The organism is Mycobacterium sp. E3298 (assembly GCF_001666895.1).
Taxonomy (GTDB): Bacteria; Actinomycetota; Actinomycetes; order Mycobacteriales; family Mycobacteriaceae; genus Mycobacterium.
In genome coordinates this window covers 1-12,618 of record NZ_LZJB01000616.1, presented here as the reverse complement: position 1 = coordinate 12,618, position 12,618 = coordinate 1, and the positions used below count along the sequence as shown (strand labels likewise).

13 protein-coding genes are annotated in these 12,618 nt (G+C 69.7%); 7 read left to right on the top strand and 6 right to left on the bottom strand.

Annotated elements, in window-relative coordinates:
- The first annotated feature begins 14 nt into the window (after positions 1-14).
- The 4 genes from A9X05_RS28160 to mmsB all read left to right on the top strand — a co-directional run bounded on the left by A9X05_RS28160 (position 15) and on the right by mmsB (position 4,546).
- The gene (locus A9X05_RS28160; protein WP_067754592.1) at positions 15-893 is read left to right on the top strand and encodes an SDR family oxidoreductase; all 879 of its coding nucleotides are present in this window, start codon (positions 15-17) and stop codon (positions 891-893) included.
- An 85-nt stretch (positions 894-978) separates the two neighbouring features.
- Entirely contained in the window at positions 979-2,499 is a 1,521-nt protein-coding gene (locus tag A9X05_RS28155) for a CoA-acylating methylmalonate-semialdehyde dehydrogenase (RefSeq protein WP_067754384.1), read from the top strand.
- Positions 2,500-2,505: 6 nt separating this feature from the next.
- Positions 2,506-3,666, top strand: a complete 1,161-nt coding sequence (locus A9X05_RS28150; RefSeq protein WP_067754382.1) for an acyl-CoA dehydrogenase family protein — start codon at positions 2,506-2,508, stop codon at positions 3,664-3,666.
- Positions 3,667-3,676: 10 nt separating this feature from the next.
- Entirely contained in the window at positions 3,677-4,546 is an 870-nt protein-coding gene (gene mmsB, locus A9X05_RS28145; protein WP_067754380.1) for a 3-hydroxyisobutyrate dehydrogenase, read from the top strand.
- Positions 4,547-4,549: 3 nt separating this feature from the next.
- Here the strand turns inward: mmsB and A9X05_RS28140 are convergent, their stop codons facing one another.
- Positions 4,550-5,170, bottom strand: coding sequence for a TetR/AcrR family transcriptional regulator (locus A9X05_RS28140; RefSeq protein ID WP_082950150.1), 621 nt, complete (start codon positions 5,168-5,170; stop codon positions 4,550-4,552).
- 135 nt (positions 5,171-5,305) lie between these two features.
- On the opposite strand from A9X05_RS28140, the gene A9X05_RS28135 reads away from it, so the two are divergent.
- Positions 5,306-6,175 (top strand): alpha/beta fold hydrolase, encoded by an 870-nt coding sequence (locus A9X05_RS28135; RefSeq protein ID WP_197499229.1) that lies wholly within the window; start codon positions 5,306-5,308, stop codon positions 6,173-6,175.
- A 13-nt stretch (positions 6,176-6,188) separates the two neighbouring features.
- On the opposite strand, the gene A9X05_RS28130 is transcribed toward A9X05_RS28135, so the two are convergent.
- The 5 genes from A9X05_RS28130 to A9X05_RS28110 are packed head-to-tail and all read right to left on the bottom strand — an operon-like array spanning position 6,189 to position 11,145.
- Complete coding sequence (locus A9X05_RS28130) at positions 6,189-6,695, bottom strand: MarR family transcriptional regulator (RefSeq protein ID WP_067754374.1); 507 nt, start codon at positions 6,693-6,695, stop codon at positions 6,189-6,191.
- A gap of 6 nt (positions 6,696-6,701) precedes the next feature.
- A complete protein-coding gene (locus A9X05_RS28125) occupies positions 6,702-7,757 on the bottom strand; it encodes a histidinol-phosphate transaminase (protein ID WP_067754371.1) in 1,056 nt (351 codons plus the stop codon).
- Positions 7,757-8,767 carry a 3-oxoacyl-ACP synthase III family protein gene (locus tag A9X05_RS28120; RefSeq protein WP_067785580.1) on the bottom strand — a complete coding sequence of 337 codons (1,011 nt, stop codon included), beginning with the start codon at positions 8,765-8,767 and terminating at the stop codon, positions 7,757-7,759. Before A9X05_RS28120 ends, A9X05_RS28125 begins: the two co-directional genes overlap by 1 nt.
- A 4-nt stretch (positions 8,768-8,771) precedes the next feature.
- The gene (locus tag A9X05_RS28115) at positions 8,772-9,419 is read right to left on the bottom strand and encodes a hypothetical protein (protein WP_067754365.1); all 648 of its coding nucleotides are present in this window, start codon (positions 9,417-9,419) and stop codon (positions 8,772-8,774) included.
- Positions 9,400-11,145 carry a thiamine pyrophosphate-binding protein gene (locus tag A9X05_RS28110; RefSeq protein ID WP_067785577.1) on the bottom strand — a complete coding sequence of 582 codons (1,746 nt, stop codon included), beginning with the start codon at positions 11,143-11,145 and terminating at the stop codon, positions 9,400-9,402. The genes A9X05_RS28115 and A9X05_RS28110 overlap by 20 nt, the downstream gene beginning before the upstream one ends.
- 79 nt (positions 11,146-11,224) lie before the next feature.
- On the opposite strand from A9X05_RS28110, the gene A9X05_RS28105 reads away from it, so the two are divergent.
- On the top strand, positions 11,225-11,920 hold the full coding sequence (locus tag A9X05_RS28105) for an ABC transporter ATP-binding protein (RefSeq protein WP_067785574.1): 696 nt from the start codon (positions 11,225-11,227) through the stop codon (positions 11,918-11,920).
- A partial coding sequence (locus A9X05_RS28100; protein ID WP_197499230.1) for an ABC transporter permease occupies positions 11,920-12,618 on the top strand: 699 nt, incomplete at its 3' end. The genes A9X05_RS28105 and A9X05_RS28100, both read left to right, overlap by 1 nt.

The following is a 12,618-nucleotide window of genomic DNA, read 5'->3' as shown; positions in this document are numbered from 1 at the left end:
TCGAGGAGATGCTCATGCGCGTGTTCGTCACCGGCGCCACCGGCGGGATCGGTTCGGCAGTCGTGCCCGAGCTCATCGGCGCGGGCCACCAGGTCTTGGCGTTGGCGCGCTCCGACGCGTCGGCCCGGGCCGCCCGAGCCCTGGGAGCCGACGTGCTGCCCGGCGATCTTGATGACCCGGACAGCCTGCGCACGGGCGCCAAGGAGTCCGACGGGGTCGTTCACCTCGCCTTCCTGCACTTCGACGATTTCGAGAAGGCGGTCGCCCAGGAAGCCGGCGCGGTCGAGGCGTTCGGCGCCGCGCTCGACGGGACCGGCAAGCCGTTCGTGATGGCGTCGGGCACGCCCCCCGTCCCGGGTCGCGCCTCCACCGAGCGGGATGCGCCACCGACGGAGGGCCCGATCGGCGGGCGTGCCCAAAACGCGCACGCCGCCCTGGAACTGGCCGCCCGAGGCGTCCGTTCGGCGGTGGTCCGCCTCCCCCGCTCCGTCCATCGGGCCGGCGGCCCCTGCGGTTTCGCCTCCCTGCTCGTCGAGGCCGCCCGACGAACCGGGGTGTCCGGATACGTCGGCGACGGCACCCAGCGCTGGCCCGCCGTGCACGTCCTCGACGCCGCCCGCCTGTTCCGCGTGGTCCTTGAGGAGGCCACTCCGGGGACGGTGGCGCACGCCGTCGCCGACGAGGGCGACCCGATGCGCGCGCTCGCCGAGGCGATCGGCGGCCAGCTCGGTCTCCCCGCGGCGTCGGTCCCCGCCGAGCATTTCGGACCCCTGGGCGCCGTCTACGCCCTGGACCAGCCGGCCTCGAGCGAGCTGACCCGCGAGCGATTCGGCTGGCAGCCCACCCATCCGAGCCTGCTGGCCGACCTGGAGGCCGGAAACTACCCCAGCTGAAATACCGCGTCCTTGCGACGCCCGGCGGCGGTTACTAGGATATCCAAGTATCCGCCTCTCACGCGCGTACGAACCCGAGGACACCATGAGCACACAGATCCCCCACTTCATCGACGGGCAGCGCACCGCCGGCCAGTCCAGCCGCACCGCCGACGTCTTCAACCCCAGCACCGGCGAGGTGCAGGCGCAGGTCGCGATGGCCGGCAAGGCCGACGTCGACGCCGCGGTGGCCTCGGCCGTCGAAGCGCAAAAGGATTGGGCCGCATGGAATCCGCAGCGTCGTGCCCGGGTGATGATGCGTTTCATCGACCTGGTCAACGACCACATGGACGAGCTCGCCGAGCTGCTGTCCCTCGAGCACGGCAAGACGCTGGCCGACGCGCGCGGTGACATCCAGCGCGGCATCGAGGTCATCGAGTTCGCCGTCGGCATCCCCCATTTGCTCAAGGGGGAGTACAGCGAGGGCGCCGGCCCCGGCATCGATGTCTACTCGCTGCGCCAGCCCCTGGGCGTGGTCGCGGGCATCACCCCGTTCAACTTCCCGGCCATGATCCCGCTGTGGAAGGCCGGACCCGCTTTGGCGTGCGGGAACGCGTTCGTCCTCAAGCCCAGCGAGCGCGACCCCTCGGTCCCGGTGCGGTTGGCGGAGCTGTTCGGAGAGGCGGGCCTGCCGCCCGGCGTCTTCCAGGTGGTGCACGGCGACAAGGAGGCCGTCGACGCCATCCTGCACCACCCCGACATCCAGGCCGTGGGCTTCGTCGGCAGCTCGGACATCGCGCAGTACATCTACGCGACGGCCGCGGCCACCGGCAAGCGTTCGCAGTGCTTCGGCGGCGCCAAGAACCACATGATCGTGATGCCCGACGCGGATCTCGACCAGGCCGTCGACGCGCTGATCGGAGCCGGCTACGGCAGCGCCGGCGAACGCTGCATGGCGATCAGCGTCGCGGTGCCGGTCGGCGAGCAGACCGCGAACCGCCTGCGCGCCAGGCTGATCGACCGGATCAACAACCTGCGGGTGGGCCACAGCCTGGATCCCAAGGCCGACTACGGTCCGCTGGTCACCGAGGCCGCGCTGGCGCGCGTGCGCGACTACATCGAGCAGGGCGTGGCCGCCGGAGCGGAGATAGTGATCGACGGGCGCGAACGCGCCAGCGACGACCTGACCTTCGACGACGCCAGCCTCGAGGGCGGATTCTTCATCGGCCCAACGCTGTTCGATCACGTCACCCCCGACATGTCGATCTACACCGACGAAATCTTCGGGCCGGTGCTGTGCATCGTGCGCGCCCACGACTACGAAGAGGCGCTGCGGTTGCCGTCGGAGCACGAGTACGGCAACGGCGTCGCGGTCTTCACCCGCGACGGCGACGCCGCGCGTGACTTCGTGTCCCGGGTCCAGGTGGGCATGGTCGGTGTCAACGTGCCGATCCCGGTTCCGGTGGCCTACCACACGTTTGGCGGTTGGAAGCGTTCCGGCTTCGGCGACCTGAACCAGCACGGCCCGGCGTCGATCCAGTTCTACACCAAGGTCAAGACCGTCACGTCGCGGTGGCCGTCCGGCATCAAGGACGGCGCCGAATTCGTGATTCCCACGATGGATTAGGGCACTATGTTCACCCTGAACGACGACGAACGGGTCATCACCGAAACGGCGGCCGCGTTCGCCGCCAAACGAATCGCCCCGCACACGCTGGAATGGGACGCGGCCAAGCACTTTCCGACCGACGTGCTGCGCGAGTCCGCCGAGCTCGGCATGGCGGCGATCTACTGCCGCGAAGACGCCGGCGGCAGCGGGCTGCGCCGGCTAGACGGGGTCCGCATTTTCGAGCAGCTGGCCATCGCGTGCCCGACGATCGCGGCGTTCCTGTCGATTCACAACATGTGCGCGTGGATGATCGACAAGTTCGGCACCGCCGAACAGCGCAAGGCGTGGGTGCCGCGGCTGGCCGCGATGGACGTCATCGCCAGCTACTGCCTCACCGAGCCGGGCGCGGGTTCGGACGCCAGCGCGTTGAGTACGCGCGCCGTCCGCGAGGGCGGCGACTACGTGCTCGACGGCGTCAAGCAGTTCATCTCCGGCGCGGGGGCTTCGGACGTCTACGTCGTGATGGCCAGGACCGGCGGTGAGGGTCCGCGCGGAATCTCGGCCTTCGTCGTCGAAAAGGGCGCGCGGGGGCTGAGTTTCGGTGCGCTGGAAGAGAAGATGGGCTGGCACGCGCAACCCACCGCGCAGGTGATCCTGGAGGGTGTGCGAGTGCCCGCCGAGGCCATGCTGGGTGGCGCGGACGGCGAGGGCGCCGGCTTCGGCATCGCGATGAACGGCCTCAACGGCGGCCGGCTCAACATCGCGGCGTGCTCGCTGGGCGGCGCCCAGTCCGCCTTCGACAAGACGGGCGCCTATGTCCGGGAACGGGCGGCGTTCGGCAAAGCCCTGCTCGACGAGCCCACGATCCGGTTCACCCTGGCCGACATGGCCACCGGGCTGGAAACGTCGCGAATGATGTTGTGGCGGGCCGCGGATGCGTTGGACAACGACGACCCAGACAAGGTCGAGCTGTGCGCGATGGCCAAGCGCTACGTCACCGACACCTGCTTCGAGGTCGCCGACAAGGCCCTGCAGCTGCACGGCGGCTACGGCTACCTGCGCGAGTACGGCCTGGAGAAGATCGTCCGCGACCTACGCGTGCACCGCATCCTGGAGGGCACCAACGAGATCATGCGGGTGGTCGTCGGGAGGGCCGAGGCGGCGCGAGTGCGGGCGAGCGCGTAGAAAGGCGACCATGACGAGCATCGCTTTCCTCGGCCTGGGCAACATGGGCGGACCGATGTCGGCGAACCTGGTGGCGTCGGGGCACACGGTGCGCGGCTTCGATCCGGTGCCCGCGGCCGTCGCCGCTGCGGCCGGCAACGGTGTCACGACGTTCGACAGCGCGGCCGACGCCGTGGCCGGGGCCGACGTGGTGATCACCATGCTGCCCAACGGCGACCTGGTGAAGCGCTGCTACACCGATGTCCTGCCGGCCGCCAAACCGGGCGCGTTGTTCATCGACAGCTCGACCATTTCGGTCAACGACGCCCGCGAGGTACATGCGCTCGCCGAGTCGCATGGCGTGTCGCAGCTCGACGCGCCGGTCTCCGGGGGCGTGAAGGGCGCCGTCGCGGGGACGCTGGCGTTCATGGTGGGCGGCGACGACGACGCCCTGGAGCGGGCCCGGCCGGTGCTGGAGCCCATGGCGGGCAAGGTCATTCACTGCGGCGCGGCGGGCGCCGGCCAGGCCGCCAAGGTGTGCAACAACATGGTCCTGGCGGTGCAGCAGATCGCCATCGGCGAGGCGTTCGTCCTGGCCGAGAAACTCGGGCTGTCGGCGCAGTCCCTCTTCGACGTCATCACCGGCGCGACCGGCAACTGCTGGGCCGTGCACACCAATTGCCCGGTGCCGGGCCCGGTGCCCACATCTCCGGCCAACAACGACTTCAAGCCGGGGTTCGCGACCGCCCTGATGAACAAGGACCTGGGCCTGGCCATGGACGCGGTGGCCTCGACCGGGTCGGCGGCGCCGCTGGGCAGGCACGCCGCCGAGATCTACGCCAAATTCGCGGCCGACCACGCCGACAAGGACTTCAGCGCGGTCATCGAGATGCTCCGCTGACGGCTAAGAGCCGTCGTCTGACCGGTGCTCGGCCAGGGCGCCCCGGACGAAGGTGGCAAGGGCGCGCGCGGTCAGGTTGGCTTTCAGCGACCCGTTGGCCGCGCGTTGCAGTGCCAATCCGTGCGAGAGCGCGATTTGGGCGACACCGAATTCATACGGGCTGAGGGTCGATTCGATGCCGAGGCGGTCGAAGTGGAGGCTGATGAGCTCTCCAAGCCGGCGCCGATAGGACTCGTATATGGCACCGAACTCGTCGGCCTTGGCTCCACCGCGCATCGTATAGAGCTGGAATTCGGTGCTGAGTAGGCACCAGCTGCTGTCCTCGCCGAGAACCCGGTAGCGGCGTTCGATCGCCGGCGCCAGGTCGGAGGCGGACTTGATGCGATCAAGGGCGCGCCCCAGAGTGTCGATCTCCGCGTCGAGGTGGCGGCGGATCAGTTCGAGGAACAGGTGGTCCTTGGACTCGAAGTTGGAATAGAAAGCGCCGCGCGAGAATCCGGCCTCTTCGGCGATGACGTCGATCGGCGCCGCTTCGAAACCGACGCGGCAGAACACCCGGCCGGCGGATTCGATGAGCCGTTGCCTGGTTTGTTCGCGTTGCTCGGTCCGGGTCAAGCGAGCCACTCGCTACCTCCTGATCGCGTGTAGGCGCACCATCTGCAGTTGACACCGAGGTGACAGAGATGCATTCTCATACGCAAGTGTATCTTAATTTGCAGATGTATTCGCGCTTTCGGGCCCACCAGAGAGGGTGCACGCGTGATCGACCAGGATGAGGTCCCCCGGGCCGCGGAGTGGATCGAGCAAAACGAGACCCTGACCAGCCGGCGGGGTCACCGCATCGCCTTCCGGCGCCGCGGTGCGGGTCCGACCGTCCTGCTGCTGCACGGCTTTCCGACCTGGTCCTACGACTTCGCAGCCGTGGCCACCGAGCTCGCGCGGGACCACGAGGTCATCACACTGGACTTCCTCGGCTACGGTGCCTCGGACAAGCCCAACCCCTACGAGTATTCGGTGGCGGAATCGGCTGACATCGTCGCGGACCTCACCGCCCACCTCGGCGTGGCTTCGGTGAAGTTGGTGATTCACGATTACGGCGGAATCGTGGGGCAGGAACTCATCGACCGCGCCAATCGGGGCCGGCTCGGTTTCACCATCGACAGTGTCATCGTCTTGAACTCCGGGATCGTCTACAACGCGTATCGACCGACGCGGCTGCAAAGACTGCTGATCCTGCCGGTCGTAGGCCGAGTGCTGGCCGCCCGCGTCGACCCCGGGCGGGTCCGGTCCGGACTCGACGCCGTGCGCGGATCACGGCTCACCGACACCGAATTCGACGACTTGTGGCTGGGCATGTCGCGTGCAGGCGGTCACAAGCTCGCGCACCTTCTGATCAAGTACAACGCCGAACGGGCGGTCCATCACGATCGGTGGGAGGCCGCATTGGCGAATTGGCCGGGTCCGCTGCATCTGGTGTGGGGGCTTGAGGATCCGGTATCGGGTCGACATGTCCTCGACGCGGCGGCGAAAGTACTGCCCCGCGCCAGGGTGACCAAGCTTGCCGGTGTGGGTCACTACCCGCAGTCCGAAGCCGCACAACGCGTCGCCACGGCCATCCGGGCGGCCTGATCGCGCGACGTGTTCAGAAATCGCCGGCGTCGCGACGCAGCGACTCGATCGACGAAACCAGCGCCCGCGCTTCGCTTTCGGACATCCCGATATCGGCGAACACCTGCTCGTTGAGCGTGACGGTGGCGTCCTCGACCGTCGAGCGGCCCAGCTCGGTGATCTGCACCAGGGTGGTGCGCCCGTCGGTCGGATGCGGCACCCGCTGCACGAGCCCGTCGGCCTCCAGCCGGCGGATCGCGTGGGTCACGCTGGTGACGTGGACCTGCAGGCGGTCGGATGCCTTGGTGATCGGCAGCGCGCCGGTGCGGCTGAACGCCAACAGCCGCAGCAACTCATAGCGGGAGAAGCTCAGGTCGTAGGGACGCAACGCCGTCTCGACGCGGGCCAGCAGGATCTGGTGCGCCCGCATCACCGACGTCACCGCCACCATCCCCTGCGCGACGTCGGCCCACCCGGAGCGCTCCCAGTTGTCGCGCGCCGCGGCGATCGGGTCACGCTTCGGCGGTCGTGAGGCAGCCACGCCCCTTCATACCGCACTTGGCGCGCGAGCGCGGCCTTTCCCCAGCGCGGACAGCACCGCCAGCGTCGACGCGCGGTTGCCCACGGTGATCCGCGCGCCGCCGTCGGGGTAGCAGCGCACCCGCGGGCCGCCGCCGGCGAAGACCTCCTGCCACGGCCCACCCCTCGGGGGCAGGTACATGAAGTTCGCGTGCGCGTCGGTGGTGTAGACGCCCAGCGCGCTCAGCCGCATCCGGAGATAACAGCGCTCGGAGTTGATCATCCGGACCCGTTGCAGCAGTTGGCCTTCCGCGCCGTACGAGGCGGCGACCGCGACCAGACTGGTGATCGGGGCGCCGAACGGCGGTTGCTGGGACCACAGTCTGGCGGCCAGCTCCCGCGATGCCACCGCATATCCGACCCGCAGCCCCGCCAGGCCGTACGCCTTGGAGAAGGTCCGCACCACCACCACATTGGGAAAGCGGGCGAGCAACGCCGACACGGCGATGCGATGCTCGGGCGCGGTGAACTCGATGTACGCCTCGTCGAGCAGGACGGCGGTGTCGCGCGGCACGCGCCGCAGGAACGCCGAAACGGCAGCCGCGGACTCCAGCGTTCCGGTGGGGTTGTGCGGGCGGCACAGCGCCACCACCCGGGCGTCGGCGGCGGCGCGGGCCAGGCCATCGAGGTCGTTGTGACCGTGCTCGTCCAGGGGGACCGTCCGCGGCCGCAGCCGCGCCATCCGCGCCAGGATCGGGTAACCGTCGAAGGTGGGTGCCGACATCGCGATCGTGTCGCCCGGGGCGGTCAGCGCGTGCAGGGCCTGCTGCACGACACCCGTCGCGCCGGCGCCCGGCACCACCTGCTCGGCGGGCACCCCGATGTGGTCGGCGATCACGGCGCGCAGCCGCTCGGGCAGGAATTCCGGGTAGCGGTGCGCCGCCTGCACCGACCGCATCAGCGCCGATCGGACCTCCGGTAGCGGCGGGAACGGATTCTCGTTGAGCGACAACGCAAGCGGATCCACCGCGGCCGGTAACGGACCGCAGCTGTCGTCGGGGGCCGGGCTTGGGGCGGCCTGCATCAGCCCCGGCCCCCCCAGCGCACGGCCGCCGCACCGGCGAAGTCGCCGGCGTGCGCGAAGGCGGCCATCATGACGACGTCCCCGGCCGCGAGCTGCCCCTCGGAGATCGCGCGGTCCAGGTTGACCGGGATGCCGGCACCGAACAGGTTGCCGCACTCGTCAAAGGTGTCTCGATGCCGTTCGGGGGGCAACTCGAGCGCCTCACGCCAATTGCGCAGGAACACGCGGTTCGGCTGGTTGGTGACCAGCAGGTCGATCTCCTTGGCGGGCAGCCCGATTCGGTCGCACACAGCCAGCGCCACCTCGGGAACCTGGCGATTGCCGCGGGCCAGTACCTTGGTGATCTTGCTCTCGGTGAAGCCGATGCTGCCCTCGCCGGGGCCGGCCTGCCACCACTTGCGGGGCGGGTCGTAGGACAGGGTCATCTCACCGGCGTACTCGCCGTAGGTTCGGCACTCGACGTCGAGGATGGGTGATCGATCGCTTACCGTGACCAGGCCCACGGCCGCCCCGTCGCCGGGCACCGCGGACTGTGCCTTGCGGCGAATGGTCGGCTGATCGAAGAACTGCCCCGCCGCGTTCTGCGCGATGGCGATAAGTGCGGTGTGCCCCGCGCCGGAGGTGAGTAGTTTGCGAGCCACGTTGAGCGCCAACACGAACGCCGCACAGCCGCCGTTGTTCAGGTCCAGCACCCAGGACGGCCGCATGCCCAGCCGGTGCGCGATGCCGCCGCCCTGGCCGTAGAAGGCCATGTCCGGTACCTGGGTGTGGGTGATGAGCACGTCGGCGCCTTCGACCACGTCGTGGCCGTGCCGCTCGATCAGGCCCTGCGCGGCGCGCTCGATCATGTCGATCGAACTCTCGTCCGGCGCGACGTGATGCCGCAACTTCGGGGCGCGGAACATGACGTTCTCGCGAAGGGCGTCGGATTCGGCGAATTGTGCGTAGTAGTCGGCGCCGATCGGCTCGCCGGGCAGATAGGTGGACACGTCGATCAGGCTGACGCTCATGGTGTTACCTCATCCATTTCGGCGTCACCGGCAGGCCGTTGCGGTGGCGGTATTCGGCGATGGCCTTGAGATTCTGCAACTCCAGCGCGTGCCCGGCGCCGAACATGTCCCAGAAGTCGCCCACCCACACCGGGCGCTGTGCCGGCGCGGTCTCCGGGTAGGGGTTGCGGTCGTAGAACGGGTGGTGGCAATTGGTCCACAGCACAACCGATCCCGGCTTGTCCAGGACGACCTGCGCATCGATGACGCGCATCAGGTACACCATCCACAGGTGCTTGCCCTGATCCCACGCGCAGTGGTAGTCGACGGTCCGCGCCTGGGCGTTGGCGACGGTGCGCGTGTAGATCTCGGTCTCCGAACCCAGCCGGTCGTAGGCCAGCCACAGGCCGGGCTCGTCGGTGGTCGTGAAGCCGCGCAGGCTGTAGGTCCACTCCTCGAGGCTGCGGGTATCCGACATGTACTCGTAGAGCTCGTCGGGCGGGCACGCCACGTAATCGTTGACCGTGCAGTACTGGCCGAAGACCTGGTCGTGCGGGTACACCGACCGCATCATCTCCATGATGATCGGGGTCGCCTGCTCCCGCGGGCTGGTCTCGATGCGGACCACGCCGTCGATGGGGGTGGGAATATCCTCAAGCGCTGGCAGCGACATCGGCCCGGTTCTCCTTTACGGTCGAAACCTGTTCTGCAACCACCGCGTTGCTGGGCAGCGCGGCGAGAAATGGTGCGAACGGCGGCATTTCGTCGGCGGCGCACTCGACGCTGACCACAGCCGGGCCCGCAACTTCCAGCGCCACCCGAATCGCCGCGGCGAATTGTGCGGGTTCGCTGACATCTACCGATGTCAGCCCGGGAAACATGGCCGCCAGGCCGCTTCCCAGCGCGCTCGGCCGGAAACGGTTGTAGCTGTAGCGGTCGCCGTAGAACAGCTGCTCGCGGGTCACGCACATGGCGTGGGCGTTGTTGTTGAACAGGACGAACGTCACGGGAAGCTGGTATTGCACCGCCGTGTGCACCTCCAGGCCGTGCATGAAGAACGCGCCGTCGCCCGCGATCACCACGGTGCGTCCGCCGGCCCGACCGCCGTTCGCACGGCCGAACGCCATCCCGATCCCGGCCCCGAAGCTGTAACCCATGCCGCCCATGCCCAGCGCGGCCACGAACCTGCCGCCGCGCCGCGCCGGGAGGTAGTGGATGGCGGCGGCACCGGTGTTGCCGGCGTCGACCACGATGTCGACCGCGTCGGGAAGGGTCCGGTCCAGCACCGCCATGGCGTCGCGGTAACGCACGCCCGGGCCGGGGCAGGCCGGCGGCGTCAGCTCGGTGCGCCGCACCACGTCCGGCACGCGCAGGCCGTTCGGGCGGCCGTGACCGCGCAGCGCCTGGGTCAGCAGGCGCAGCGAGCCGCGCAGGTCGTCGGTGTGCACGTGGGTGCAGCGCGGATGGGGCCGCGCCGACCCGATCGACAGGGTTCGCACGCCGGCCAGGGCGTCGTCCAGGCCGCCGCGCGCGGTGACCGTCAGCCGGGTGCCGACGATCAGGCACACGGAACTGGCGGCCACGGCATCGGCCACGCTGGGGTGGCCCATCACGCCGGTCACCCCGAGCGCCGACGACGACCCGAATCCCGGCGTGCCGGCCACGTCCTTGGCGTCGGGGACGGTGGCCACCCGGGCGCGCAGCAGCGCGCGCAGGTGCTCGAGCTCGGCCCGGGCGTCGTCGCGGGCCACCTGCTCGCCGGCGATGATCGTGACCTGACCGGTGGCCCGGCGCAGTTCCGCGGCGATGACCTGCGGGTTGCCGATCGGCGCGCCGAGGTCGGCCGGACGCTCGGCGCCATCCTCGACGGGCACGTGGGCCTGCTGAATGTCCTTGGGCAGCAACAACACCGCGGGGCCGCCGGTGCGCGCGGCGGAGACCGCCCGGGGCAGCGCCGACACGATATCGGCCGGCGCGAGCACCCGCTCGCACGACACCGACACCGCCGAGAACAGCGCCTGGGCATCCAGGGCGCCGTTGCGCCCGCTGGTGTCCTGGAAGCTGCCCCGGCCGTCCATCGTGGTGGGGGCCTGGCCGACCAGGGCCAGCACGGGAACCCGGCTGGCGAACGACTCGCCCAGGCCGGCGACGAGGTTCAGCGCTCCCCCACCGGACGTCGACGCCACCACGCCGAGGCCGGCGCCGCTGCGGCTGTACCCGTCGGCCATGGTGGCCGCCGAGAACTCGTGCTTGGCCAGCACCGCGGTCACCTCGGGCCGGTAGTGCGCGGCGTCGTAGAGGTCCTCGATGTTGGCGCCGTCGACACCGAAGATGTGGTCCACCCCGAGCGCCGCCAGTTGGCCGACGACGTGATCGACCACCCGGTAGTTGCCGAACATGTCTTCAGACACGAACCGGGTTCTTGATCGGTTCACCCCGGCGCGTGAACCGTCTGCGGGCGGCGATCGTGGTGCCTAGATGACCATCGAGCTGCTGGACGTGGTGCGCGAGTACCGGGTCGGCGGTCAAGCGGTGCGGGCGATCGACGGGATCAGCCTGCGCCTCGCGGGGGGCGAGTTCGTGTCGGTGGTCGGGCCCTCCGGCGCCGGTAAGAGCACCTTGTTGCATCTGCTCGGCGCGCTCGACTCCCCGGATTCGGGCTCGATCACGTTCGACGGCGAGGAGATCGGCCGCCTGGGCGACGAACAGCAGTCGCGATTCCGCCACCACCGGATCGGTTTCATCTTTCAGTTCTTCAACCTGTTGCCGACGCTGTCGGCCTGGGAGAACGTCGCGGTGCCCAAGCTGCTCGACGGTGTCCGGCTGGGCAGGGCCAAGCCCCAGGCGATCCGGTTGCTCGACCGCGTCGGGTTGGGCAACCGCATCGAGCACCGGCCGGCGGAACTGTCCGGCGGCCAGATGCAGCGGGTCGCGGTGGCGCGGGCGTTGATGATGGATCCGCCGCTGATCCTCGCCGACGAGCCCACCGGCAACCTCGACTCGACGACGGGCGCCGCAATCCTGGAGCTGCTCGCCGAGGTGGCACACGAGGACGGCCAAGGGCGGCTGGTGGTGATGGTGACCCACAACGCCGACGCCGCGGCGGCGACCGATCGGGTGATCACGCTGCAGGACGGACGGGTCGGGTCCGACGTGCCGGCGGTCCCCGCGTGATGATCACGGCGGCCGCGAGCCGACTGCGGGTATTCAGCCTGCGTGAACTCGCCGTGCATCGCCGCCGCACGTTCGCGTCGGTCGCCGTAATGGCCGTGTCCGCAACCTATCTGGTCGCGATCTTCGGCATCTTCGGATCGATCACCGGATCGGTCAACCGGCTGGCCGACGGGATCGCCGGTGTGGCCGCACTCGAGGTCTCGGGCAGCACCGACGCCGGGTTTCCCGACACGATACTGGCCGACGTGGCCGCGGTGCCCGGAGTCGCCACGGCGGCGCCGATGATCCGGACCTCCGCGACCACGCCGACCGGTCCGGTGCTGCTGCTCGGCGCGGATGCGAGCACCGCCGCGCTGGGCGGTGCCCTGAAGGACGCGGTCGCACGGCCGGTGCAGGCGCTGTCCTCGGCGCCCGACGGGGTCCAGGTCGGGCCACGGGTCGGCTACACGAAAGGCCAGACGCTGCAACTGGGTTCGGGCTCGGTCAGGGTCAGCGAGGTGCTCGCGGGCAAGCAGTTCGCCGATCTCAACGGCGGGCATTACGTCCTCGCACCGCTCGCCCTGGCGCAGAGCGTCAGCGGCCGCCCCGGTCAGCTCGACTCGATACTGATCGCCACCAGGCCGGGCGCCGATGTGGCCGCCGTGCGCGCCGCGGTCACCGCGGCGGTGAACGGTCGCGCCCTGGTCGCCGCCCCGAGC